Source organism: Paractinoplanes deccanensis, assembly GCF_016862115.1.
GTDB lineage: Bacteria > Actinomycetota > Actinomycetes > Mycobacteriales > Micromonosporaceae > Actinoplanes > Actinoplanes deccanensis.
Genome location: NZ_BOMI01000057.1, coordinates 66,331 through 89,840, shown reverse-complemented (window position 1 = coordinate 89,840; position 23,510 = coordinate 66,331). Strand labels below are relative to the sequence as shown.

19 protein-coding genes and 2 pseudogenes are annotated in these 23,510 nt (G+C 72.3%); 10 read left to right on the top strand and 11 right to left on the bottom strand.

Translation table 11 applies throughout. The features are described 5' to 3' along the window. Positions 1-146 precede the first annotated feature (146 nt). Both Ade02nite_RS15170 and Ade02nite_RS15165 read right to left on the bottom strand, forming a co-directional pair. Positions 147-899, bottom strand: a complete 753-nt coding sequence (locus tag Ade02nite_RS15170) for a sulfite exporter TauE/SafE family protein (protein WP_203762578.1) — start codon at positions 897-899, stop codon at positions 147-149. Between the two features lie 230 nt (positions 900-1,129). Beyond that, a complete protein-coding gene (locus Ade02nite_RS15165; protein WP_203762575.1) occupies positions 1,130-2,032 on the bottom strand; it encodes an AEC family transporter in 903 nt (300 codons plus the stop codon). Positions 2,033-2,247: 215 nt separating this feature from the next. On the opposite strand from Ade02nite_RS15165, the gene Ade02nite_RS15160 reads away from it, so the two are divergent. From Ade02nite_RS15160 to Ade02nite_RS15145, 4 genes and pseudogenes are all read left to right on the top strand, one after another. After that, positions 2,248-3,801 (top strand): pectate lyase family protein, encoded by a 1,554-nt coding sequence (locus Ade02nite_RS15160; RefSeq protein ID WP_203762572.1) that lies wholly within the window; start codon positions 2,248-2,250, stop codon positions 3,799-3,801. A 100-nt stretch (positions 3,802-3,901) separates the two neighbouring features. Further along, positions 3,902-5,152, top strand: coding sequence for a PHB depolymerase family esterase (locus tag Ade02nite_RS15155; RefSeq protein WP_203762569.1), 1,251 nt, complete (start codon positions 3,902-3,904; stop codon positions 5,150-5,152). 39 nt (positions 5,153-5,191) lie between these two features. Beyond that, positions 5,192-5,947 (top strand): annotated as a pseudogene (gene yidC / locus Ade02nite_RS15150) (membrane protein insertase YidC); the annotation flags it as partial. 35 nt (positions 5,948-5,982) lie between these two features. Continuing rightward, on the top strand, positions 5,983-6,726 hold the full coding sequence (locus tag Ade02nite_RS15145; protein WP_203762563.1) for an alpha/beta hydrolase: 744 nt from the start codon (positions 5,983-5,985) through the stop codon (positions 6,724-6,726). Here Ade02nite_RS15145 and Ade02nite_RS15140 read toward each other — a convergent pair whose 3' ends face one another. Genes Ade02nite_RS15140 through Ade02nite_RS15130 form a run of 3 tightly spaced genes read right to left on the bottom strand, consistent with a single transcriptional unit; the run spans position 6,727 to position 9,358 of the window. Beyond that, positions 6,727-7,473, bottom strand: coding sequence for an alpha/beta fold hydrolase (locus Ade02nite_RS15140; protein ID WP_203762560.1), 747 nt, complete (start codon positions 7,471-7,473; stop codon positions 6,727-6,729). It abuts the gene before it with no gap. Then, positions 7,470-8,117 (bottom strand): glutaminase, encoded by a 648-nt coding sequence (locus Ade02nite_RS15135; RefSeq protein WP_203762557.1) that lies wholly within the window; start codon positions 8,115-8,117, stop codon positions 7,470-7,472. Before Ade02nite_RS15135 ends, Ade02nite_RS15140 begins: the two co-directional genes overlap by 4 nt. A gap of 59 nt (positions 8,118-8,176) precedes the next feature. Beyond that, complete coding sequence (locus tag Ade02nite_RS15130) at positions 8,177-9,358, bottom strand: thiolase family protein (protein WP_203762554.1); 1,182 nt, start codon at positions 9,356-9,358, stop codon at positions 8,177-8,179. Between the two features lie 135 nt (positions 9,359-9,493). Here Ade02nite_RS15130 and Ade02nite_RS15125 point away from each other — a divergent pair, with 135 nt between their 5' ends. Further along, positions 9,494-10,375 (top strand): amidohydrolase family protein, encoded by an 882-nt coding sequence (locus Ade02nite_RS15125; RefSeq protein ID WP_203762551.1) that lies wholly within the window; start codon positions 9,494-9,496, stop codon positions 10,373-10,375. 6 nt (positions 10,376-10,381) lie between these two features. On the opposite strand, the gene Ade02nite_RS15120 is transcribed toward Ade02nite_RS15125, so the two are convergent. Together Ade02nite_RS15120 and Ade02nite_RS15115 are read right to left on the bottom strand one after the other, a co-directional pair. Beyond that, on the bottom strand, positions 10,382-10,876 hold the full coding sequence (locus tag Ade02nite_RS15120) for a GNAT family N-acetyltransferase (RefSeq protein WP_203762608.1): 495 nt from the start codon (positions 10,874-10,876) through the stop codon (positions 10,382-10,384). Between the two features lie 89 nt (positions 10,877-10,965). Continuing rightward, positions 10,966-13,665: a helix-turn-helix transcriptional regulator gene (locus tag Ade02nite_RS15115; protein WP_307871217.1), complete on the bottom strand. Its 2,700-nt coding sequence runs from the start codon at positions 13,663-13,665 to the stop codon at positions 10,966-10,968. Positions 13,666-13,841: 176 nt separating this feature from the next. Between Ade02nite_RS15115 and Ade02nite_RS15110 the strand changes: the two genes are divergently transcribed. Then, positions 13,842-14,474: a maleylpyruvate isomerase N-terminal domain-containing protein gene (locus tag Ade02nite_RS15110; RefSeq protein ID WP_203762548.1), complete on the top strand. Its 633-nt coding sequence runs from the start codon at positions 13,842-13,844 to the stop codon at positions 14,472-14,474. On the opposite strand, the gene Ade02nite_RS15105 is transcribed toward Ade02nite_RS15110, so the two are convergent. From Ade02nite_RS15105 to Ade02nite_RS50925, 3 genes are all read right to left on the bottom strand, one after another. Then, positions 14,467-14,880 (bottom strand): PPOX class F420-dependent oxidoreductase, encoded by a 414-nt coding sequence (locus Ade02nite_RS15105; protein WP_203762545.1) that lies wholly within the window; start codon positions 14,878-14,880, stop codon positions 14,467-14,469. The genes Ade02nite_RS15110 and Ade02nite_RS15105 overlap by 8 nt on opposite strands. Before the next feature lie 20 nt (positions 14,881-14,900). After that, positions 14,901-15,875, bottom strand: a complete 975-nt coding sequence (locus tag Ade02nite_RS15100; RefSeq protein ID WP_203762542.1) for a hypothetical protein — start codon at positions 15,873-15,875, stop codon at positions 14,901-14,903. Between the two features lie 127 nt (positions 15,876-16,002). Beyond that, on the bottom strand, positions 16,003-17,571 hold the full coding sequence (locus Ade02nite_RS50925) for a M20/M25/M40 family metallo-hydrolase (RefSeq protein ID WP_379035963.1): 1,569 nt from the start codon (positions 17,569-17,571) through the stop codon (positions 16,003-16,005). A 179-nt stretch (positions 17,572-17,750) separates the two neighbouring features. On the opposite strand from Ade02nite_RS50925, the pseudogene Ade02nite_RS49265 reads away from it, so the two are divergent. The 3 genes and pseudogenes from Ade02nite_RS49265 to Ade02nite_RS15085 form a co-directional block, all read left to right on the top strand. Continuing rightward, positions 17,751-18,158: pseudogene (locus Ade02nite_RS49265) on the top strand (alkaline phosphatase D family protein); the annotation flags it as partial. A gap of 92 nt (positions 18,159-18,250) precedes the next feature. Beyond that, entirely contained in the window at positions 18,251-19,048 is a 798-nt protein-coding gene (locus Ade02nite_RS49260; protein ID WP_239168767.1) for an alkaline phosphatase D family protein, read from the top strand. A gap of 46 nt (positions 19,049-19,094) precedes the next feature. Then, the gene (locus tag Ade02nite_RS15085; RefSeq protein ID WP_203762540.1) at positions 19,095-19,742 is read left to right on the top strand and encodes a DUF1275 family protein; all 648 of its coding nucleotides are present in this window, start codon (positions 19,095-19,097) and stop codon (positions 19,740-19,742) included. Here Ade02nite_RS15085 and Ade02nite_RS15080 read toward each other — a convergent pair. After that, positions 19,660-20,358 (bottom strand): GNAT family N-acetyltransferase, encoded by a 699-nt coding sequence (locus tag Ade02nite_RS15080; protein WP_203762537.1) that lies wholly within the window; start codon positions 20,356-20,358, stop codon positions 19,660-19,662. The genes Ade02nite_RS15085 and Ade02nite_RS15080 overlap by 83 nt on opposite strands. Positions 20,359-20,485: 127 nt before the next feature. On the opposite strand from Ade02nite_RS15080, the gene Ade02nite_RS15075 reads away from it, so the two are divergent. Next, a complete protein-coding gene (locus Ade02nite_RS15075; RefSeq protein ID WP_203762534.1) occupies positions 20,486-23,509 on the top strand; it encodes a tetratricopeptide repeat protein in 3,024 nt (1,007 codons plus the stop codon). The last annotated feature ends 1 nt before the right edge of the window (position 23,510 follow it).

The window sequence follows — 23,510 nt, the reverse complement described above, 5'->3', positions numbered from 1 at the left end:
GGCCGACACATAGGACGATCAGCACAGTCGGCGCACGAAACCGCTCAGCACGGCCGGCACACAGGACCATTCAGCCCGGCTGGCACGCAGGACCGCCCACTAAGGCCGACCGGCCTGGCCACGGGCTGCACGAACGGGAAGGAGGGTCAAGGGTTGAGCCAGAGCGAGACGGCGAGCGCCAAGGCGCCGAGGGCGATCGCCACCCGCAGGGGGCGCTCCGGGAGGCGGCGGACGAGGACCGGGCCGAGGCGGCTGCCGAGGCGGCTGCCGAGCAGGCAGCCGGCGGCCAGCAGGGCTGCCGCGGTCCAGTGCACCGGAGCTGTCAGCGCGTAGAGGATGGCGGCGGCCAGGTTGGAGGCGCCTAGGACGACGCTCTTGACGGCGTTCGTCACGGGGAGTGGTTCGGCCAGGGCCAGCGACATGGCGGCCAGGAGGAGGACACCGGCGGCGGCGCCGAAGTAGCCGCCGTAGATGGCGATGAAGAGGATGCCGAAGCCGAGCGGTGGGCGGAAGCCGGGCTTCGCGTACCAGATGCGGAGGGGGTCGCGGAGCAGCAGCGTGATTCCGCCGAGGGCCACGAGGAAGGGGACGATGCGTTCGAACGCCGAAGCGGGAGTGCTGATCAGCAGCACCGCGCCGACCAGGCCGCCGGCTGCGGCCACCGCGCACTGCCGGAGAAGGCGGGAGCCTTGGCCGCGTAGTTCGTGCCGGGAGCCGGCTGCGGCGCCGGCCGCGCTCGACAGCAGGGCGACCGTGTTGGTCACGTTCGCCGCCACGGGTGGGATGCCCACGGCCAGCAGCACGGGATAGCTGACGAGCGACGCGAGCCCGGCCATCGAGCCGGTCAGCCCGGATCCGACACCCCCGGCCACCAGGAGAGCCGCATGATCCAAATCCACGTGAAGCAACGCTATCGTGCCGCGCGGTCACCACCAGCCGCGCGTCACCACCAGCGGCGCGGTCACCACCAGCCGCGCGGTCACCACCGGCCGCGCGGTCACCACCAGCCGCGCGGTCACCACCAGCGGCGGTGCGGCTTCTGGCGACGCAGGTCACCGGAGAGGCGTCGTCTACAACGCGCTACCCGTCAGGCGGCAGGCAAGCGACGTCTTGCGGCAGGCTGGCGGCGTCACGACCACATTGGGCCTGTTAAGGCGATCGCGAGGAGGACCGGCACGCAGAGCACGGACGACAGGAAGACCGCGTCGCGGGCGAGAGTCACGCCGGCGCTGAAGGACTGGGCGTACAGGAAGACGTTCTGTGCGGCGGGGAGGGCGGCCAGGACCGTCACGGCATAGGTCTCTGCTGGGGACAAGCCGAGGAGGAGGGCGAGAGCGAGAGCGAAAGCCGGCATCAAGAAGCTCTTGAGCAGTACCGCGGTGATTGTCGGGAGGCGGTCGGGGCCGCGGGCCAGGACGCGGACGCCGGAGAGGGACATGCCGAAGGCGAGCAGGACCACGGGGACTGCTGCCTGGCCGATGGCGGAGACGGGGGTGAGGAGCACGTTCGGCAGGCGGAGGCCCGTTACGGCTACGAGCACGCCCAGGATCACCGCCACGGTGAGAGGGCTGCGGAGCGGGGCCGTCAGTGACGTGCGCCAGGAGCCGATGCGGAAGAGGGTGAGCGCGACCGGCGTGATGATGAGCAGCTGGAACATGATCACGGGGAGGACGAGGGCGGCGTCGTGGAGGACGTACGCGGCGACGGGAAGGCCGATGTAGCCGGCGTTGGTGTAGCCGGCGGCCAGGGCGCCGACGATGCGGGTGCCGCGGTCGCGGTGCCGGGTGACCAGGGCGTGCAGGGCGAAGCAGAGGAGCGCGGCCAGCGCCGAGACCACGAGGGGCTCGGAGAACAGGACGCTCGGGTCGGACGCCGAGGCGCTGGTGAACAGCAGGCACGGTGACAAAACCGTGTAGGCGAGGCGGCCCGCGACGGTCACGGTGTCCGCGGGGAGGCGGCCCCACCGGCCCGCGATCCAGCCGGCGACGACGATCAGGGCGATGGCGGCGAGACCGGAGAGCGCCGAGATCACGAACCCGAGGGTAGGCGACCACCCGGCAGCCCACAGAGCCGAAGTCTGCGTCAGCGGACTGCAAACACTGCAAACGCTTGCACCTAGCATTGATGGGTTTCTATTCTCAGCCAAGCACCGAAGGTAAGCGCTTTCCTGCATACGAATCCTCGGTCGGCGTGGGAGACGGCATTGGTTCGTAGTGGCAGCGCCTGGAGTATGCGAGGAGGAGCGACATGCGGGTGAGAACAGCATCGGCCCTGGTAACCGGGGTGGCGGGGGCGGCGGTACTGGTGGCCCTGGCGTCACCACAGGCCGAAGCGGCGGCGGTGGGCACGGCGACGGGCTACGCCAGTGTCAACGGCGGCACGACCGGGGGCAACGGCGGCGCCACCGTGCGCGCCACCACCGGGACGCAGATCCACCAGGCCCTGTGCGGCCGGGCCAGCAGCAGCACCCCGATCACCATCGAGGTGCAGGGCACGATCAACCATGGGAACACGACCAAGGTCTCCGGCGACAGCTGCAACACCGCGGCTGACAAGATCGAGCTGAAGGAGATCAGCAACGTCACGATCATCGGGGTGGGCGGCGGAGCGGTCTTCGACCAGCTCGGTATCCACATCCGGGACTCCAGCAACATCATCATTCAGAACGTGACGGTGCGGAACGTCAAGAAGTCCGGCTCACCCACCTCGAACGGCGGCGATGCCATCGGCATGGAGAGCACCGTCCGCAATGTCTGGGTCGATCACGTGACGCTGGAGGCGAGCGGCGGCGAGGCGGAGGGCTACGACGGCCTGTTCGACATGAAGGACGACACCGAGTACGTGACGCTGTCGTACAGCATCCTGCGCAACTCCGGCCGGGGCGGGCTCATCGGGTCGAGCGAGAGCGACACCGGCAACAGCAACATCACGTTCCACCACAACCGGTACGAGAACATCGACTCCCGCACGCCCCTGTTGCGCGGCGGGGTCGCGCACATCTTCAACAACTACTACTTCAGCCTGAACGAGTCGGGCATCAACAGCCGCGCCGGGGCGCGGGCGAAGGTGGAGAACAACTACTTCGAGGACTCGAAGGACGTGCTCGGCACCTTCTACACCGACGCGGCGGGCTACTGGCAGGTCGCGGGCAACATTCTCGACAACGTGACCTGGTCGAGCCCGGGCGAGGACACCAACCCGGCGGGCCCGAACCTCACGTCGACGACGAGCGTCTCCGTCCCGTACAGCTATCGGCTCGACAACGCGTCCTGCGTGCCGGACGTCGTGCGGCAGACGGCCGGCGCCAACACGGGCCTGCGCACGTCCACCGGGAGCTGCTCCACCACGAACCCCACCACGACGCCGCCCACGACACCACCGACGACCCCGCCCACCACACCGCCGACGACGCCGCCCACCACCCCGCCGCCGAGCGGCACCAACCTCAGCATCGGCGCCGGCTCCGACGGGTCCAGCAAGGCGAGCGGCACCAGCTACGGCGACGTCCGCGACGGCAACGTGAACACCTACTGGTCCCCCAGCGGCACGACCGGCTCCATCTCGATCAAGTGGGGCTCGGCCACCACGGTGTCACGCGCCGTCCTCCGCGAGCACTCGGGCGCCACCGGCGCGGTCGGCACGTGGCGGCTGCTCAACGCCGACACGGGCGCCGTGCTCAAGACGGGCACCGGCGCCGGCACCATCACGTTCACGGCGGCCAGCCTCACAAAGCTCACCTTCGAGATCACGGCCGCCGGCTCGACTCCCCGGATCGCGGAGTTCGAAACGTACGCGTCGTAGCAAAACGGACGGGCTCCCTCGTTTCCGCAGTGTTGCCACAAGATTACTCAAGCGATACGTTGTGACGACTGTCGATATTGTCGTGAGGGAGCCCACCGTCATGTCGCTCAGTCGTCGCACCGTCCTCGTCGCCGGCGCGGGCGCCGCAGCCGGCGTCGCCATCCCCGCAACCGCCGCCCAGGCCACCACCGCAACCACCGCCCAGGCCACCGCCGGAACGAAGAGCCGCGAGGTCGGCTTCACGCTCGACGCGGTGACGCTCGACGGCGGTGAGCAGGTCGTCTCGCTCACCCTCGACACGTCACGCCTCGGGCCGATCCGCCCGTCGAGCCTGACCACCGGCACCTTCAGCGTGCACGTCACGGCCACCAGCCCGATCCCCGTCACCCCCGACCCGGGCTACGACCTCGACCGCGCGGTCACCGCGGCGCGCGTCGACCGGCGCGGCAACATCGTGCTCGAGCTCAGCTACGCCGAGGGGCAGCCGGGCGGCGGCACGCTCGGCTACATCTTCAGCAGGAGCCGCAACGTACGGCTGAACCTCGTCTACACGATCACGCAGAACGCGCCCTTCGTCGCCCGCGGCCGACCGGTCACGATCGACACGTTCACGCAGGGGCGGCTGTCCAATCCCGAGGTGGACGCGTACAGCTATCACCAGTCGCGCTCCGGCATGAAGTACCGTCTCTACAGCCCGCACCGAGGCGGCAAGCGCCCGCTGATCGTCTGGCTCCACGGCGGTGGGGAGGGCGCGTCCCTGCCCGACAACTACTACGACAACGAGACCACGCTGCGCGCCAACCGCGGCGCCCTCGGGTTCTCGACGCGGGAGGCCCAGAAGATCTTCAACGGCGCGTACGTGGTGGCGCCGCAGAGCTTCTCCGCGTGGATGCAGGACGGCCCCCGGTTCGCCCCGCTGATCCGCGAGATCATCGACGAGGTGGTACGGCGGCACGACGTCGACCGGGACCGCATCCACGTCGTGGGCTGCAGCAACGGCGGGTACATGAGCATGAAGATGACCACTGTCTACCCGTCGGACTTCGCTTCCTCCGTACCCATCTGCGGGGTCGTCGCCGGAAATCCGCCGCTCATCCCGGACGCCGAGCTCGCCGCGATCACCACCCCGACGTGGCTGGTCACCTCTCGCGACGACACGACGGTCGACCCGATCGCCAACACCGTGCACGCGCACGACCTCATCCCGCGCTCGCGGATGACCCTCTACGACAACGTGATCTGGAACGGTCACCAGTTCCCCGGCCACTGGTCGTGGATCTACGTGGCCCGCAACGATCCGAGCATGAACGGCATGCACATCTGGCAGTGGATGGCGCGGCAGCGCCGCTGACAGGCAACACGCTGTTGCCATTCGCTACCATCGTCCGCCATGAGCCTGGACGGGATCTACTACGTCATCTCCTGGATCCTGCTGCGCTGGCAAGACCTGTGGAGCGCCGTCGGCGTGCCGGACGGCCTCGTGCTGGGCACCAACTGGACGTGGATCCTGGCGATCGTGTTCCTGGTCGTCACGCTGCGCGCGCTGCTCTTCCCGGTCTTCGTCAAGCAGATCAAGTCGCAGCGGGCGATGCAGGCGCTGGCGCCGAAGATCAAGGAGTTGCAGGAGAAGCACAAGGACGAGCCGCAGAAGCTCCAGGCCGAGATGATGGAGCTCTACCGGGCCGAGAAGGCGAACCCGCTGATGGGCTGCCTGCCGATGCTCGTGCAGATCCCCGTCTTCCTCGGCCTGTTCCACGTGCTGCGCCGGCTCACCCCCGACAACCTCGGGACGACGCGGTACGGGTGGACGGCCGACCAGTTCTACGACGCCAGCCACGCCGCCCTGTTCACCGCCCCGCTCCCCGCGCACTTCAGCGCGGGCGGCGGGACCGTGCAGGTCGTCGCCGGCATCCTCGTCGTCACCATGATGCTCACGACGTACCTCACCAGCCGTCAGATGATCCTCAAGACGGGATGGGCCGAGGATCCGCAGCAAAAGATGATCCAAAGGCTCATGCTGTACGGAATTCCGGCATCCCTGCTCGTCTCGGGCGTCCTGTTCCCCATCGGCGTCGTGATCTACTGGGTGACGAACAACCTGGTGACGCTCGGCCAGCAACAGTGGGTGCTGCGCAAGTTCCCGCCGGCCGTCACGAAACCCGCCGTCGTTGAGGAACAGCATTGACGAGTCACCTTGGTCTCGAGTATGACCGCGGACTCCTGCTCGACCTGCACGTCCCCGACGCGCCGGCCGCTCCCCCGGTCGTCGTCTACCTGCACGGCGGCGCCTGGAAGGTCGGCTCCCGCCAGGACAATCCCGCACGCCAGCAGGCCCTCACCCGGCACGGCCTCGCGGTCGCCTCCGTCGACTACCGCCTCAGCGGCGAAGCCAAATACCCCGCCCAGCTGCACGACGTGCAGTCCGCCGTCGCCTGGCTTCGGGACAACGCCCAGCGGTACGGGGCGGACGGCACGAGAATCGCCTTGTGGGGCGCGTCGGCCGGCGCCCACCTGGCGGCCGCCGCCGCGCTGACCTCCCCGCCGCCGATCGCCGCCGCCGTCGCCTGGTTCGCCACCACCGACCTGGTGCGCGCCGCCCCGCGCGGCCCGGTCGAGCCCCGCTACCTGGCCAGCCCCGAAGGCGACCTGCTCGGCCTGGCGAGCCCCCTGGACGACGTCGAGGCCGCCCGAGCCGCCAGCCCCCGCTGGCTGGCCCACGCCGGCGCCCCACCGTTCCTGATCATGCACGGCGACCGCGACCGCCTGGTCCCCTCGGCCCAGTCCACGGTCCTGCACGACGCTCTGGTCGACGCCGGTGCCGACTCCACCCTGATCCTGCTCGGCGGCGCCGCCCACGAGGACCCGGCTTTCGACACTCCGCGCAACGTCGCCATGGTGGCGGCGTTCCTGTCGGCCCACCTGTAGTCAGCCCGCCTGCCCGTCGAGCCAGCATCCGATCACGTGGGCGAGCTCGGCCGGGTGACTGAAGTTCATCGCGTGCGCCGCCCCCTCGATCACCGCGACGCTCAGGTGCGGCGGGGCGAGATGGCTCAACTCCCGAACCCGGTGCTCGGGCGGCATCAACGGGTCGCGGCCGCCGAGCACCGCGAGCGTCGGCACCGGCGTGCGCAGCAGCCGCTCGAGCGACGGGAACCGCACGAGCTCGCCGAACAGGTGCACGGCGTTGACCGGGCCGAAGCGCAGGTAGTCCGGGAGCGCGACCCGCACCATGCGGCCGCTCTCCCGGGGCACGTCGCGGGCGAGCTGCACGAGCGCGCGGGTCAGCGGCTGGTTGTGCTCACCCCCGGCCGGTGAGGCCAGCACCACGCCGGCCACCCGCTCGGGCGCGCTGTGCGCGACCTCCAGCGACACCGGGCCGCCCATCGAGTTGCCGACCAGCACCACCCGGTCGAGGCGGAGCGCGTCGAGCAGTTCGAGCAGGGCCCAGGCCAGCGACGAGATGCCGAGCGTGTGCCCCCACGCCGGGCTGCGGCCGTAGCCGGGCAGGTCGGGCACCAGCGTCGTGGCCCGGTGCGCGAGCGCCCGCGCGGTGGGCAGCATGTAGCTGCCGGAGATCGCGAAGCCGTGGACGTGCACGATCGGCGTGGAGCCGGGCACCTCGCGGCCCTTGCGGACATAGACCTTGTGCCCGCGAACGGCCACCCAGGTCACGACGCCGGTTCCGAGGCGAAGAGGGTGAGGCCGAGCCGGGTCGCCAGATAGCGGGCCGCGAGCTGGCCGCGGACGCTGTTGCCGTACCGGTCGAGGGGTGGGGCGACGGTCGACAGCGCACCCTTGCCCGGCGACTCCACGACGCGTTCCCTGGTGATCGGGTTGACGCCGCTCTGCCTCATGTAGAGGCCGACCGCCTCCATCGGGTCACATCCGAGCATTCCGTACGTCGGGAGCAGGTCGGCGAGCGCGCGGTTGCGATGGTTCGTGGCGGACGCGGACGCGTACGTCTGCTGATCGGTCTCGAGCGGGCGGCCCGCGAAGCGGGACAGCCCGGTGGCGTTCACGCCGAGCCGTTGCCGCATCGTCTCGGCGCCCAGCTGTTCGCAGACCAGCGCGAACACGAACGGCTTCGCCACGCTCATGATCGTGAAGCCGTGGTCCGCGTCGCCCGCCGCGTACCGGCCGCCGCGGGTGCCGGCCGCGCAGATGCCGAAGAGGTCGACGGGCACGCGGGCCGGCGCCGGATAGACGTGCGAGGGCGCGCCCTCGGTCACCGTGCGGAACTTCTCGTACGCCTCGTCGATCGCGAGACGCACCTGCTCGGGCGACGGCAGATGCCCGGTGGAGACGTACGCGTCCATGATCGCCAAGGTACGGCCGCGGCCCGCCGTCCGCCTCGTCCGGCGCGGATGAGCGGCTTCTACGCGACGTTCTCCAGGACCACCGCCAGGGCCTGGCCGACGCCGATGCAGATGGCGGCCACGCCCCAGCGGTCGCCGGACTCGCGGAGGCGGGCGGCGAGCGTGCCGAGGATGCGGCCGCCCGAGGCGCCCAGCGGGTGGCCGATGGCGATGGCGCCGCCCTTGGCGTTCACGATGGCGGGGTCGATGTCCCAAGCGTCCACGCAGGCCAGCGACTGCACGGCGAACGCCTCGTTCAGCTCGACGGCGGCGACGTCGTCCCAGGTGATGCCGGCGCGGGCCAGGGCGCGGTCGGCGGCGGCGACCGGGGCGTAGCCGAACATCGGCGGCTCGACGGCGGAGACACCGCGGCCGGCTATCCGGGCGAGCGGGGCGCTGCCGATCTGGTCCGCCGCGGCGGACGAGCCGAGCAGGACGGCCGACGCGCCGTCGTTGAGGGGTGACGCGTTGCCCGCGGTGATCGTGCCGTCGGGGCGGAACGACGGCTTGAGGGCGGCCAGCTTCCCGGCCGTGGAGCCGGGCCGGATGCCCTCGTCGCGGGCCAGCTCGACGCCGGGGACCGGGACGATGAGGTCGTCGTAGAAGCCGGCGGCCCAGGCGGCGTCGGCGAGGTTGTGCGATCGGGCGGCGAACTCGTCCTGACGTACGCGGGAGATGCCGAACTTGTCGCCCAGCAGCTCGTTGGCCTCGCCGAGCGAGACGGTCCACTCCTTGGGCATGGCGTCGTTGACCAGGCGCCAGCCCAGCGTGGTCGACACCGCCGTCACGTTGCCGGCCGGGAACGCCCGGGACGGCTTGGGCAGAACCCACGGCGCGCGGGTCATCGACTCGACGCCGCCGGTGACGACCACGTCGGCGTCGCCGGTCTCGATCGCGCGGGAACCGATGATCGCGGCGTCGAGCGACGAGCCGCAGAGGCGGTTGACGGTGGTCGCCGGCACCTCGGCGGGCAGGCCGGCCAGCAGCACGGCCATGCGGCCGACGTTGCGGTTGTCCTCGCCGGCCTGGTTGGCGCAGCCCCACACCACGTCGCCGATCGCCGCCGGGTCGAGGCCGGGCGCCCGGTCGAGCACACCACGCAGCGCGGTCGCGGCGAGGTCGTCGGGGCGCACCTCGGCGAGGGCGCCGCCGAAGCGGCCGAACGGCGTACGGACGGCGGCGTAGAGATAGGCCGAGCTCATCCTGCCAACGTAGGCCCGCGCCCCGGACGGGCACAAATACTGAATCGCACTCGATTGAGAGCTTGAGGATATGGATCGTCATCCATTGACAGCCTTCGAGACCGGCGCCGACGATGACGATCGACGGGAGGCGATATGGACGCTCTGGATGTCGGCGCGCTCGAGGCCATCGACGTGCACACCCACGCCGAGGTCGGCCGGGACGGGCACAGGTCGCTGAGCGGCGAGCTGCTGGCCGCCTCCGAGGCGTACTTCAAGGCACACGGGCATCGCCAGCCGACGATCGACGAGATGGCCGCGTACTACCGCGCCCGGCGCATGGCGGCCGTGGTCTTCACCGTCGACGCGGAGCATCTGACCGGCCATCCGCGCATCCCGAACGAGGAGGTGGCCGACTCCTGCGCCGAGCACCCCGACGTGCTCATCCCGTTCGCGTCGATCGACCCGCACCGCGGCCGCGCCGGCGTGCTCGAGGCCCGCCGCCTGGTCGACCGCCACGGCGTGCGCGGCTTCAAGTTCCACCCGAGCCTGCAGGGCTTCGACCCGAACGACCGCCTCGCCTACCCGCTCTACGAGACCATCGAGGAGCTCGGCGTCCCCGCCCTCTTCCACACCGGCCAGACCGGCATCGGCGCCGGCGTCCGCGGCGGTGGCGGCATCCGGCTGCGCCACTCGAACCCCATGCTCGTCGACGACGTGGCGGTGGACTTCCCCGGCCTGCGCATCATCCTGGCCCACCCGTCCTTCCCGTGGCAGGACGAGGCCCTGGCGGTCGCCACCCACAAGGAGCACGTCCACATCGACCTGTCCGGCTGGTCACCGAAGTACTTCCCGCCCCAGCTGGTCCGCTACGCCAACTCGCTGCTCCAGGACAAGGTGCTCTTCGGCTCCGACTATCCGGTGCTCACCCCGGACCGCTGGCTCGCCGACTTCGCCACCCTGGACATCAAGCCCGCCGTACGCCCGAAGATCCTCAAGGAGAACGCCGCCCGCCTGCTGGGCCTGTCGCCGCGCTGACGGCCGTCAGGTCAGCTCGCCGGCGAGGAGGTCCATCAGGAGGCCGTCGTGCCAGGTGCCGTCGCGGCCGCGTTCGTAGCGGCGCATGATGCCGACCGGGCGGAAGCCGGCCTTCTCGTAGCAGCGGATCGCGGGGTGGTTGTCGGCGGCCGGGTCGATGACGAGGCGGTGGTGGCCCAGGTCGTCGATGAGGTGGCGGGCGACCGTGCGCACGGCGTCGGTGCCGAGGCCGCGGCCGTGCACCGAGGGCGCCAGGTAGATGTCGATGCCGGCGTGGCGGTAGTCGGGGTCGCTCTCCTCGCTCCACTGGACGGCGCCGACGACGCGGTCCTCGTACAACACGACCAGCACCTCGGTGTCGGGATCGGCGAGCTCCTCGGCGACCGGGCCGTCGTCCCACCGCTCGCGCACCTCGGGCGTCGCCCGGATCCGGGTCAGCGCGGCGACGTCGTCCTCGGTCGCGGGGCGCAGGGTCACGAGGGCACCTGACAGCGTCGGCATGCCGGTGAAGATACCGGCCGGGTGACTGCTCGACACCTCAGTTTCGGCGGCGGCGAGCGCCGGATTCCGGTTCTCCATGACGGCCAAGCCTAGAAGTGCAGGACCGCGGCCAGCTCGCGGCGTGAGGTGATGCCCAGCTTGGTGAAGATCTTGCGGAGGTGCCACTCGACGGTGCGGGGGCTCAGGAACAGCGACGCGCCGATCTCGGGGTTCGTGCGGCCGGTGACGGCGAGGCGGGCGATCTGGGTCTCCTGCGACGTGAGCTGTTCGGCCGTGCCGGGGGCCTTGGCGCGCACGGTCTCGCCGGTCGCGGCCAGCTCGCGGGCGGCCCGGCCGGCGAAGGCCTCGGCGCCGATGCGGGTGAAGGCGTCGTGGGCCGTGCGCAGCTGCGCGCGGGCCTCGGAGCGGCGGGCCTCGCGGCGCAGCCACTCGCCGAAGAGCAGGTGGGCGCGGGCCATCTGCATGCCCATGCCGGCCGACGAGAAGTACGCGATGCTGTCGCGGAACCGGCCCTCGTCGGCGAGCACCAGCGCGTCGGCGAGCGCCTGAACGCCCCGGGCCCAGTCGGTGCCGGTGACCGACGTGCGCAGCGACAGCCGTTCGCGGGCGTCGGCGGCCACTGTGGACGCTCCGGTGCGGGTCGCCGCTTCGACCAGCTCGCCCAGGTTCCAGTGATAGATCGCCAGATCGGGGTACGAGGCGGCCTCGCGCGCCGCCTCGAAGGCCTCCGGGTAGTCGCCGAGCCCGTTGTGCAGCGCGGCCTTGAAATAGCCGGCGATGCCCAGCGACCAGCCCTCGCCGCGCGACGACGCCTCGCGGAACATGGCGTTCACGAGCTGCGAGGCGTACGGCTCCCGGCCCCGATAGGCCGCGAGCGGCACCGCGCCGGACAGCTGGAGCGCGCTGCCGGTCGCCCGCATCAGGCCCTCGGCCTCGTCGACCAGGCTGGACGAGTCGTCGAGGCGCCCCAGGTAGTGCATGACGCCGGCGCGCAGGGCGAGCGCGTTCGGCAGCAGCGACAGCGCACCGGTGTCGCGCGCCACCCGTACCGCCCGGGACGTGATCTGGTCGAGCACGTCGAAGCGGAACATCTCGTACGCCATCGGCGCGGCCAGCCAGATCAGCCGTAGGTCCTCGTCGGGCATCGCGGTCATCGCCTCGACGGCCCGGTTCATGGCGGGCGCCGCCGCCTCGTAGCCGTCGAGGACCCAGGCGGTGAGCCCGGTCAGCATCAGGCCGGCGAGGTCGTCGCCGGGCGGCGCCTGCGCGGCGGCCCGCGCCACCGACGGCAGGAGCTCGGGGTCGGCCCGCCCGGTGTGCACGGCCGCGCCGATCGCCGTCAGGTAGGTCTCGCGCGCCGCCGCCGGGTCGAGGTCGCGCAGCTGGTGGGCGGCCTCGAGCAGCGGCGGCCCGGACTCGCGTCCCGGGTTGAGCACGAACGCCACGTGCGCGCGCACCTGCTCCACCCGCGCTCGCTGCAACGGTTGCAGCGGGCCCATCTCGGCAGCGCCCAGCAGCTCGGGCACCTGGGCGAACGAGCCCGCGTCGGAGTGGGCCCGCGCGGCGGCGAGCAGCAGCGACACCCGGCGGTCCGGGTCGAGGGTCAGCTGGGCGGCCCGTTCCAGGAACGCGGCGGCGGCCGACCATCCGCCGCGGGCCCGGGCCCGGTCGGCGGAGCGCTCCAGCTCGTCGGCGACCTCTTCGTCGGGGCCGGCGACGGCGTGCGCGCGATGCCAGGCACGGCGGTCCGGGTCGGTCTGCGGATCGGTCACCTCGGCCAGGACGCGGTGCACCTCGCGCAGGTCGGCGGCGCTGCCGGAACGCCACGCGGCGGAACGCACCAGCGGATGCGGGAAACGCGCCCGCCGGCTCAGGTCGATGAGCTGCGCGGTCTCCGCCGGCACCGCGGCCTCGGGCCCGATCCCCAGCAGATCCAAGGCCCGCCACAGCAGGTGTACGTCGCCCACGGGCTCGACGGCCGCGGCGAGCAGCACCTTGCGCGTGTCGGCGGGCAGCGCGGCGATGCGGCGCTGGAAGCTGTGCTCGAGCCGGCCGGCCAGGGGCGCCGCGCTCAGCCCGCCGAAGCCGAACGCCAGCTCGGCCGCGGACAACCCGCGCGGCAGCTCCAGCAGCGCCAGTGGGTTGCCCCGGGTCTCGGCGACGATCCGGTCCCGTACGCGGGAATCGACCGGCCCCGGCAGCGCGGAGTCGAGCAGCACCCGCGCGTCGGCGTCGGCGAGCCCCTCGACGGTCATCTCGGGCAGACCGGCGGGTGAGGTGGCCGGGGCGCGCACCGCGAAGACGAGCGCCACCGACTCGGCGTCCAGGCGGCGCGCCACGAAGGTGAGGATCAGCTCGGACATGCGGTCGAGCCACTGCACGTCGTCGACGATGCAGAGCAGCGGCCGCTGCGACGCCGCCTCCGAGAAGAGGCCGAGCACCGCGAGGCCGACCAGCAGCGGCTCGGGCGGCTTGCCGGCGGCCAGGCCCACCGCCGTCATGAGGGCCGCCCGCTGCGGCGCCGGCAGCCGGTCGACGGACGCCAGCAGCGGCGCGCACAACTGTTGCAGAGCCGAGTAGGTGATCTCCGACTCGAGCTCGACGCCGGCGGCGCGCTCGACTCGTACCCCCTCGGCCTGACCGGCCAGATGGTCGAGCAACGCGCTCTTGCCCACGCCGGCCTCGCCCCGCAGCACCAGGGCACGGCTGCGCCCCGACCGCACGTCCCTCAGCAGCCGGTCGAGCTCCTCCCGTTCGCGCCGCCGGCCGCGCAGCATCTCCTCCGCCACGAGATCACATCCCCCCGCGCCGCAGCGTACCCGGCGTGGGCAGGGCAAATCTCATCGGCAGAGTGCCGGAACGGGCTGTCCGCTCACCCGATTGACAGTGCCAACCCATCGTGCGCGCGTGCCGACGTACGCCCCGAGGCTTGAGGGGTGGGTCCGGCCGTCCGCAGACTGGTGGCGTGACGGTCCGGGAGCTCTATCTCGCGTCGGCCGCGGCCACCTGCGCCTTCCTGGCCCATCCGGCGGTGGCCGAGCGCTGGGCGGAGCCGAGCGCCCTGGCGAGGATGCGGGTCGGCGCGCTCGCCGCCCACCTGGCCGGTCAGCTCGTCCAGGTGCCCCCGGTGCTCGACGCGCCGGTGGTCCACGAGCGGGTCTCGCTGGCCGAGCACTTCGCCCGCTCGACGTGGACCGACGGCGACCTGGACAGCGACGTCAACACCTTCATCCGCCGCGCCTCCGAGGAGGCCGCGGCCGCCGGGCACGCGGCGGTGGCCACGGCGGCCGGTGCGGCCCTCGAGGAGCTGGCGAGGCGCTTGCCGTACGAGCCGCCCGACCGGGTCATCCAGCTCCCGTGGGGGCCATGGTCCCTCACGCTCGACGACTACCTGGTCACCCGGCTGCTGGAGCTGGCCGTGCACTGCGACGACCTGGCCGCGAGCCTCGGCGTGGCATGCCCCGCCCTCCCACCGGACGGCCTCGACACGGTGATCGCCCTGCTCGCCCGGCTGGCCACCCGGCGGCACGGCACCAGCGCCGTGATCCGCGCGCTCAGCCGGGCGGAGCGGGCACCCCGGACCATCGCTGTCATCTGACGTCGTGAAGGTCACCCCACGCGTGCCAGCGGTCGATCTCGACCTGGACGCTGACCCGGGGACTCTCCCGGTTCGCGTACGGCTCACCGGTGTAGTGCACGGCCAGGCGGTCGATGTCCGTCAGCCCTTCGTCGTCGGTGATCGAGACGGCCCGCCCCTGCAGGCTGAGGTGCGTGTACCAGTCGTCGCTCGCCAGCACGGTCAGCGAGACCCGCGGATCGGCGCGCAAATGCTTGAGACGGGCACGCTGGGCGCTCAGATTCAGCAGCACCCGCCCGTCCTCCTCCACCAGATACCAGGTGGCCACGGTCACCGGCCGCCCATCGGCGGCGACCGTGGCCATCACCGCCGGATGCGGCTGCCGGAGGAAGTCGAGGAGCTGCTGAGGCATCGGGATCTTGGGCATGCCAGGAGCCTAGGCGACGATCAGGCGGCGGACAGCGCGTAGCGGAGCAGCTCGGTCCACCAGGTGCTGCGCTCGGTGGCGGTGGTGGTCTCGGACAGCCACTGCTCGCGTACGGCCGAGGCCTGGAGCAGGGTTTCCGAACGGGTGGCCCCGGCCGCGAGCCAGGCCCAGGCGTCCGCTCGGTTGCGGGCGAGGCGCTCGCGCTCGGACCAGCCGGACGGCTGGCGGGGGAAGCGGGTGGTCACGGTCTGCCAGGCCCAGGCGACGGCGTCCGGGTCGCCCGACTCCTCGGCGGCGAGGGCCTGGAGGGTCAGCTGCCGGGCCTCGTTCCACTGCGCCCACTCGTGGGCGACGTACTGCGCGCGGTGCGTGTCCGCGTCGATACCGGCGGCGCTGAGCAGGCCGTGGCGCAGGAACTCGGCGATCCCGGCGTCGGTCGTCAGGTCGGCGGCGCGCTCCTGCACCGTGGCACCGAGCGGGACGCCGCCCAGGCTCGCCGCGAGATCACGGTCCTCGTCGGTCACCTGGGCCGCGCCGTCGTCGTACGGCACCTTGGCCTGGTCCTTCTGCAACGCCGCCGGGTATCCGGTGGCGGCGAACTCCGCCAGCTCGGCGTCGGTGCCGATCGCCGCGCGCCGGGCCGCCGCATGCACCCAGGGGTAGGACTGGGGCGTGTGCTCGGCCGCCATCCGGTTGGCGAAGTCGAGGTGCCCCGTGCGGGCCCGCGCCGCGCGGTCCACCGCGGACGCGTACCCGGAAGCGAGGAACGCCGTGGCGCCGCCGGTGTCGAGGGCCGAGCGCGCCGCCGACCGTACGCCCTCGCGCGGGTCGTGCACCGACAGCCAGCGCGCGAAATCCCGGTCGGCCTGCGCCGGGTTCGTCACCAGGACCGGAGCCGCCGTCACCAGGACCGGCGCCGCCGTCACCGGCGACGGCGCCGCCAGGACACCGGCCGAGACCGCGACCGCGCCAAGAAGAAATTGCCTACGCCTCACGAACATCTCCCCCGTGAAACCGCTGATGACCATCAATGCAGCGGCCCGCCATTCAACCACGACGACGGTGACCCGTGGGTACCTGCCGGCCGGCCCACTCCTGGGACCGGCCGGCAGACCGTGTTCGCTAGCCGAGCAGGGCCTCGCCGGACGTGCGGGCGGCTGCGGCTGCCGCCGTCACGGCCGGGCGGGGCGGGAGGGACGACGTGTCCTGGGCGAAGGTGGCGATCGCGGTGGCCACGGCGTCGGCGTTCAGGTCGAAGGCGTACGTGTTGACGTTGCCGAACAGGCGGTACTCCTGGCGCAGCTGCCGGTAGACGGCGGCGTCCGCGCCGTCCCTCTCCGGGGTCAGGCTGTCGCAGGCCTCGTGGTAGCACGGGTCGAACTGCCGGCCCGCGACGCCGCCCCAGAGGGCCACGTCGGCCTCGGTCTTGATGACCTCGGCGCCGGTGAAGAGGCCGCCGGCCGGGATGCCGGTGGCGATGAACGGGCCGTAGTCGGAGCGGCCGGTGAAGTCGGACGCCGAGGTGGCCTCGCCCCGCTTGGCGAAGAACTTCAGGAAGACCTCCTCGATCTGCGCCGAGCCGGCCGGGCCGGGGCCGGCGCCGGTGGCCGCCGAGTCGTCGCCGTCGTAGACGCCGAGGGTGTAGTTCGGGGAGCCGATCATGTCGAAGTTCAGGTAGAGCGCGATCTTGGCCTGCTCGGCCTCGGTGAGGTTGTTCACGTAGTAGGTCGAGCCGACGAGGTTCGCCTCCTCGGCGCCCCACCAGGCGAAGCGCAGCTTGTTCTTCGTCTTGTGCTTGCTCGCCTGGAGCGCCGCCTCGAGGATGCCCGCGCTGCCGGTGCCGTTGTCGTTGATGCCCGGGCCGCCCGGCACGGAGTCGAGGTGGGCGCCGGACATGACGACCTCGTTCGGGTCGCCCCAGCGGGACTCGGCGATGACGTTCTCGGTGCCGCGCACCTCCGCCTCCGCCTCGACCGTGATGGTGACGGTCAGGTTCGCCGTGCCGGCGAAGGCGACACCCTGCGGGTACGAGACCGAGATCGCGGGGATGCCGACCGGGGCGCCGAGCGTGCCGGCGAACAGGTCCTGGCGGTCCGGCGCCGTCGAGTCACCCTGGTTCATGATGATGACGCCGATCGCGCCGGCGGCCTCCGCGTTCGCGGCCTTCTGGCCGAACGGGCAGCCGCCGCGCTGGACGAGCGCGATGCCGCCGGACACGGCGGCCGGGAAGTCGGTGGGCTGGCAGCCGGAGGTGCTGGTGTTCGGGGTGGTCAGCTGCAGGTCGACGGGCACCACCGCGCCGGTCGCCGTGCCGCCGGCCGAGCAGTCCAGCACGTCGTAGTCCTCCTGGTCGACGTACGTGGTGGGGGCCGGCGTGTTCTGGGTGAACGTGGACGCGTCGTCGGTGCAGTAGTTGAAGTCGAACGGCTGCCGGGTGACCTTGTATCCGGCGAGCTTCAGGAGCGTGGCGACATAGTCGGCGCTGCGGTCGTACCCGGGTGTGCCGGAGGCACGGGTGTCGTTGTTGCGGTCGGCGATCGCCTGGAAGGCCACGAGGTGCCGGAGCAGCCCGGCCAGGGTGACCGCGCGCGGCAGGTCCTTGATGGTGCCACCGGCCTGCGCGGGGGCGGACAGGGCGAAACTTCCCAGCAGTACGGCGACGGCGGCCGCGCCGATGAGGCGTCTTCGCACGATGCACTCCCTTCGATGACGGCAAATATCCAGCAACATAGATCGACTACGGTCCGTGCGTAAGTAGTCACTCGGTCAGCCGTTCCGGCCGTTCCGGTCAGGTTCGCCGCGCCGTAAGCAGCGCATTCATCCAGATACATCTATGGGGACCGCTGCGCTCCGACCCGTTCACCCTCGGCGTGGCCTCCGGCGACCCGGACCCCGACGGCTTCGTGCTCTGGACCCGCCTCGCGCCCACCCCGCTCGCCGAGGACGGCCTCGGCGGCATGCCCTCGCGCGTCGTGCCGGTGGCCTGGGAACTCGCCGCCGACGAGCGCTTCCGCCTGGTGGTCCGGCGCGGCGTGACCGCGGCCCGGCCCGAGTCGGCGCACACCGTCCATGTCGAGCTCGGCGGCTTGCTGCCCGGCAGGGAGTACTTCTACCGCTTCAAGGCCGAGCGCTACGTCTCACCGGCCGGCCGCACCCGCACCGCGCCGCCGCTCTGGGCGGCCGGCGGCACCCTGGCGATGTCGTTCGCCTCCTGCTCGCAGTACGAGCACGGCTACTTCACCGCCTACCGCCATCTCGCCGAGGACGAGCCCGACCTGATCCTGCACCTGGGCGATTACCAGTACGAGTACCAGGCGGGCGTCTACACCATCCCCGGCGGGCCGCCGCCTTCCAGGCGTACTACGAGAACATGCCGCTGCGGCGCACCTCGATCCCGCGCGGCATCGACATGCAGCTCTACCGGCGGCTGCACTGGGGCCGGCTGGCCACGTTCCACATGCTCGACACCCGCCAGTTCCGCGACGACCAGGCCTGCGGCGACGGCTACAAGGAGTGCGCCGCCGCGTACGACCCGGCCCGCTCGATCACCGGCGCGGAGCAGGAGAAATGGCTGCTCGACGGCTTCCGCCGCTCGTCGGCCCGCTGGGACGTCCTCGGCCGGCAGGTCTTCTTCGGCCAGCGCGACAACAACTCCGGCCCGCAGGTCGTCACGAGCATGGACTCCTGGGACGGGTACGCGGCCTCACGCGACCGCATCACCCGCGGCTGGGTCGACGCCGGGGTCCGCAACCCGGTCGTGCTCACCGGCGACGTGCACGCCCACTGGGCCGACGAGCTGAAGCTGGACTACGCCGACCCGACCTCGCGCACGGTCGGCACCGAGCTGGTCTGCTCGTCCATCACCTCGACCGGCAACGGCGCCGACGTGCCCTCCGGCAACCACCCGTGGGCGGCCTGGAACCCGCACCTGCGCTTCTACAACAATCAGCGCGGCTACGTGCGCACGACGATCACCCCCGACTCGATGACCGCCGACTTCCGGGTCGTGCCGTACGTGACCACGCCCGGCGCGCCGGTGCACACCCGGGCCACGTTCGTCATCGAGGACCGCGCCCCGGGCCTGCACCAGACGGCCGACAACCCGACACCGGCCGCGCGCGCGGCCCGGACGGAGAACACGGTCGAGCAGGAGACCCTGCGCCCCTGATCACGTTTCGCCTGGGCGGGCGGCCGCCGGGGTATCCACTCGGCCCATGAGGCAACGAGCCGGAGTGGTGGCGCTGGCGGCCGCCGCCGGGGCGACGGATCTGCTGGCGCTGACCGTGCTGGGCGGGGCGTTCGCGAGCATCGTCACCGGCAACCTGGTGACGCTCGGGTTCGGCGTGGGCACGGCCGAGCCGTCGCGGATCGTGCCGGTGGCGATCGCCGTCACGGCGTACGGCCTGGGCGTCTTGTTGTGGCGTCTGCTGCCGGCCACGGTGACCGTGCCGCTGCTGGCCGAGTTGGGGTTGCTGGCCGTGCTGGCGGGTGGCCTGATCGCCGATCCGGGAGCCGGCGCGCGGCGCGTGCTGCTGGCGGTGGCGGCGCTGGCGATGGGCGGGCAGAGCGTGGTCGGGCTCCGGTTGCGCGCCTCCACCACGTACATGACAGGCGCTCTTGCCACGGCCCTCGCCGGCGACCTGCGCAAGGCGGGCCCGGCGCTCGTGCCGTTGATGTCGCTGGTGGCGGGCGCGGCGGCGACGGCGGCGCTGGCGAACGTCGCCACCTGGGCCGCCGCCGTGGTCCCGGCCGTGCTGGTGGCGGTGGCCGCCGGGTGTCTCAGAACGCCAGCAGGCGATACTCCCCCACCGCGCGGAAGCCGAGCGACCGATACAGCGGCTCACCCATCGGGCTCGAGGTGAGGCTGACCGTGCGCACTCCGCGCTCGTGGGCGAGCCGCACAGCCGCCCTGGTCACCGCCGCGCCGATGCCACGGCGGCGGTGCTCCGCCTGCGTGCCGACGAAGTAGAGCGTCGCGATGCCGTGGCTGAACCAGACCTCCGCCGTCCCGGCGATCCGCCCGTCCCGCCGGAGCACCAGCCGCGCCACGTCCGGACCGAACGTCCTCTCCCGCTCGACCGCAGCGGCGACTCCCTCCTCGGGGATGCCCGAGACCTTGGCGTACGCGGCGACGAACTCCGCCGGATCGGCCGCCTCCTCCACCGGCAACCCCGGCGGGGCCACCTCGGACGTCTCCACCGCCATGATCGGCAGCCGCCCGAGCTCGCGGGCACCCAGCGCGACCAGGCCGTCCGCGATGCCCGGGTCACTGTCCGGCCCGGCCCACCAGACCCACGGGACGCCGGCGAGGCGGGGGCGAGCCTTCTCGTACGCCTCCGCTGCCGTGAGGCCGCACACCCGGATCACGCCGTTGAGCGTCGGGTGCGGCACCCCGCTCCGATAGGTGAGCGGCCGGTCCCCGGTCTCGGCGCCCCATCGGCTCAGATAGGCCCGGTTGGCGGCCATGATCTTCTCCATGCCGCCATGATCGCTCCCGGCGGACCGGCGCGGCACGAGTCGTTCGACTCGGATGCGCCGGCTCGCCGATGTCGGATCGAGGCCACAACGCTGCGGCAGGTGTGGCCGCCCTCACTAAGCTGCGGCCGTGGTGACCCTGCATCGGGACACGCTTCGCTGGACCCGGCGCGGGCGGCTCCTGGTTCGCACCATGGTGGCGCTGCTCGCGGGCGCCGGCCTGCTCACCGTCCTCGTCGTCCTCACCGACGAGGGGCGCCGCGACGGCCTGCGCCAGTTCCGCGACGCCGCTCTCGCGCTGCTCCAGTTCGGCGGCATCCTGCTGCTGCTGTTCCTGGCCGCCGGGCTGATCGTCTGGATGTCCCAGCCGATGGGCATGGCCTTCGAGAACGCCACCGGCGACCAGCAGCTCGACGGCGCACCGCTGGCCCAGTCGATCGCGGGCGAGCTCCAGCGGATCGAGGCCGTGCACGCGGCCGGGGCCCGGCCGCCGGAACACCGGGCCGCCGCCCGGTCGGTGAGCCTGCAACCGGCCGTGCTGAGCCGGCGCGAGACCATGGCGCCCAGCGTCCGCACCCCGCTGGCGCCGAGCGGGCGCGCCGACGCGGTGGCCGCCATCGGCACCGTCGACGTCGCGGGCGCGAGCCTGCCGCTCGGGTCGATGCTGCTCGCCGTGAAGCAGCTCTGGCCCCTGCCGAGATCCGGACCGGCGATCATCGGGCGGCTCTACCGCCGCGACGACACGCTGACGCTGACCGTGCACGTGCGCCGGTCGCGCAAGGCCACGCCGCACGAGTTCACCCTGACCGAGCCGTGGGACGACGCGTGGCAGAGCTACAACAAGCTGGTCGCGGCGGCCGCCAGCCACATCGCCTACGAGCTCACGCCGGGCGACAAGGGCCTCAGCAACGCCGGCTTCGCACACCTCACCCGCGCCCTGGAGCACTACCACGACTTCCAGCGGCACGACGAGCCCGAGAGCCTTCGGGCGGCGGTCGACGAGGCCGGCCGGATCCCGCCCGCCGACGAGCGGCAGCCCGACGTGCGCGGGCTGGTCTACAACCTCGGCGTCTGCTGCCTCCAGGCACGCGACCTCGGCTCGGCGCAAGCGCTGCTGCTGCGCGCGCGCCGCTCGGATCCGCTGGACGCGATCATCTGCAACGCCGTCGGCATGCTCTGTTTCGAGCAGCGGCGGTTCGCCGAGGCCGAGGAGATGCTGCGGCTCGCCACCCAGCTGCGGCCGTCCGAGCTGTGGGACCGTCCGTCCCGCGAGGAGTGCGCGTTCGCGCCGTGGAACTGGCTGGGCAACACCTATGTGGAGCTGGCCGACTACGTCAAGGCGATCGAGGCGTACGGCAAGGCCGCCGAGCGCAAGGTCTCGCCGGCGCCGCACACCGGGCTCGGCAACGCCTACCTCCAGCAGCATCGGTGGGACGACGCGGAGCGGGCGTACGGCCGAGCGCTGCTGATCGACGCGACGTCCGCGCACGCGCGGTGCGGACTGGGCAACCTGGAGGCGCGCCGGGGCCGCTATCAGAAGGCTTTCGACCACTACAACGAGGCGCTGCGCCACGACGGGAGCTTCGCCCAGGCCTGGAACGGTCTCGGCGAGGTGCAGGCGGCGCTGGGGCGGTACCGCGAGGCGGTCGGCTCGCACGAGCGGGCGCTCGAGTTGCGCCCGGACGACCCGTACACGTTGAGCAGTCTCGGTGACACGTACCGCCGGCAGGGTGACCTGGACCGGGCGCGCGAGGTCCTGGAGAGGGCGTTGCACATCGACAACTGCGCCGCGTACGTGTGGCGCAACCTCGGCGAGTTGCACCTCGACCGGCACAGCGCCGACGAGGCACTCGACGCCTTCGACAAGGCCGTGCGGTCCAACCCGCGTGACGCGGTGGCCTGGGACGGTCGCGCCCGGGCGGCCCGGATCCTCGACGACGGCGGCGAGCTGGAGCGCGAGAGCCTGTGGCAGGCGGCCGAGGAGAACCCGATGGAGCCGTGGGGGTGGAACCAGCTCGGTGACGCCTACCGCCGGGCGCGCATGTTCCAGGAGTCCTTGCACGCGCACGAGCGGGCGCTGAGCAGGGATCCGGACAACTCGTACGCGCTCGACGGCATCGGCAAGGCGCTCCTGGCCCTCGGCGACCTCGACCTGGCGCGCAAGATGCACGAGGCCGCATTGAAGATCAACCCCGCGGACGCGTACGCCCCGCACGGCATCGCCGACGTCCTGGCGGCCCGCGGAGACTACGCGGCCTCGATCGCCGAGAACGAGAGGGCGCTCCGCATCGACGAGCGGGCCACCTACGCCCGCAACAGCATCGGCGACGCCTACGAGCGGTTGCGCGACTACTCCGAGGCCGCCCGGCACTTCCACATGACCCTGGACCAGGCCGGTGACGACGCGGCCGCGGTTGCCTACGCGCTCGACGGCCTGGCGCGGGTCGCGCTGGCCGAGGGACGGCACGCGCAGGCCCTGGAGGCCGCCCAGGAGGCTCACGAGCGCCAGCCGAAACTGGCCTCTCCGCTGGTCACCCTCGGCTCGATCTACCTGGCGCAGGCCGCCTACGGCGAGGCGGTGAAGGCGTACCGGGAGGCCCTCGTGCGCGACGAGGCGGCGGCCGGCGCGTGGGACGGGCTCGGGCGGGCGTACGTGTGGCAGGGCGATTTCGCCACCGCGGCCGAGACCTACCGCAAGGCGATGTCCGCGTGCCGCGACGACGGGCGGCTCTCGCTCGGCGCGGCCGACGTCGAGTTGCGCAAGGTGGTGGCCGGCAGCGAGGGCGGCAGCCTGGACGAGGCCGTCAAGGGCTACGAGGCCGCGATGCGCCTGGAACCGGCGCTGTCCATGGTGGCGCGGGTTCGCCTGGCGGTCGTGGCCGCGCACCGCGGCGAGCCGGAGACCGCCCGGCACTACGCCGAGCAGGCCGTCGGCGACTTCGGCGACTGCTGGCTGCGCCAGCCGGTGGCCGACCACGACCTGTGGGACCTGCGGGCGCTCGCGCTGCTGATCGGCGGGGACCCGGAGGGCGCGGCGCGGGACCGGGAGAAGGCGGAGGCCGCGCTGCCCGAGGGCGGCCGGTTCGACTCGGTGCGGGTGGGCGTCGACGACCTGCTGGGTGCACAAGCCGTTCGACTTGATGTTGATCTTTAGT

What these genes read in the sequence shown, in the direction of transcription:
- Ade02nite_RS15125 (WP_203762551.1), top strand. Translation starts at nt 9,494, where the DNA reads ATGGACGCTCTGGATGTCGGCGCGCTCGAGGCCATCGACGTGCACACC.
- Ade02nite_RS15080 (WP_203762537.1), bottom strand. Translation starts at nt 20,358, where the DNA reads ATGGAGAAGATCATGGCCGCCAACCGGGCCTATCTGAGCCGATGGGGC.
- Ade02nite_RS15130 (WP_203762554.1), bottom strand. Translation starts at nt 9,358, where the DNA reads ATGAGCTCGGCCTATCTCTACGCCGCCGTCCGTACGCCGTTCGGCCGC.
- Ade02nite_RS15105 (WP_203762545.1), bottom strand. Translation starts at nt 14,880, where the DNA reads ATGCCCAAGATCCCGATGCCTCAGCAGCTCCTCGACTTCCTCCGGCAG.
- Ade02nite_RS15155 (WP_203762569.1), top strand. Translation starts at nt 3,902, where the DNA reads ATGTCGCTCAGTCGTCGCACCGTCCTCGTCGCCGGCGCGGGCGCCGCA.
- Ade02nite_RS49260 (WP_239168767.1), top strand. Translation starts at nt 18,251, where the DNA reads ATGCCGCTGCGGCGCACCTCGATCCCGCGCGGCATCGACATGCAGCTC.
- Ade02nite_RS15120 (WP_203762608.1), bottom strand. Translation starts at nt 10,876, where the DNA reads ATGCCGACGCTGTCAGGTGCCCTCGTGACCCTGCGCCCCGCGACCGAG.
- Ade02nite_RS15135 (WP_203762557.1), bottom strand. Translation starts at nt 8,117, where the DNA reads ATGGACGCGTACGTCTCCACCGGGCATCTGCCGTCGCCCGAGCAGGTG.
- Ade02nite_RS15085 (WP_203762540.1), top strand. Translation starts at nt 19,095, where the DNA reads ATGAGGCAACGAGCCGGAGTGGTGGCGCTGGCGGCCGCCGCCGGGGCG.
- Ade02nite_RS15160 (WP_203762572.1), top strand. Translation starts at nt 2,248, where the DNA reads ATGCGGGTGAGAACAGCATCGGCCCTGGTAACCGGGGTGGCGGGGGCG.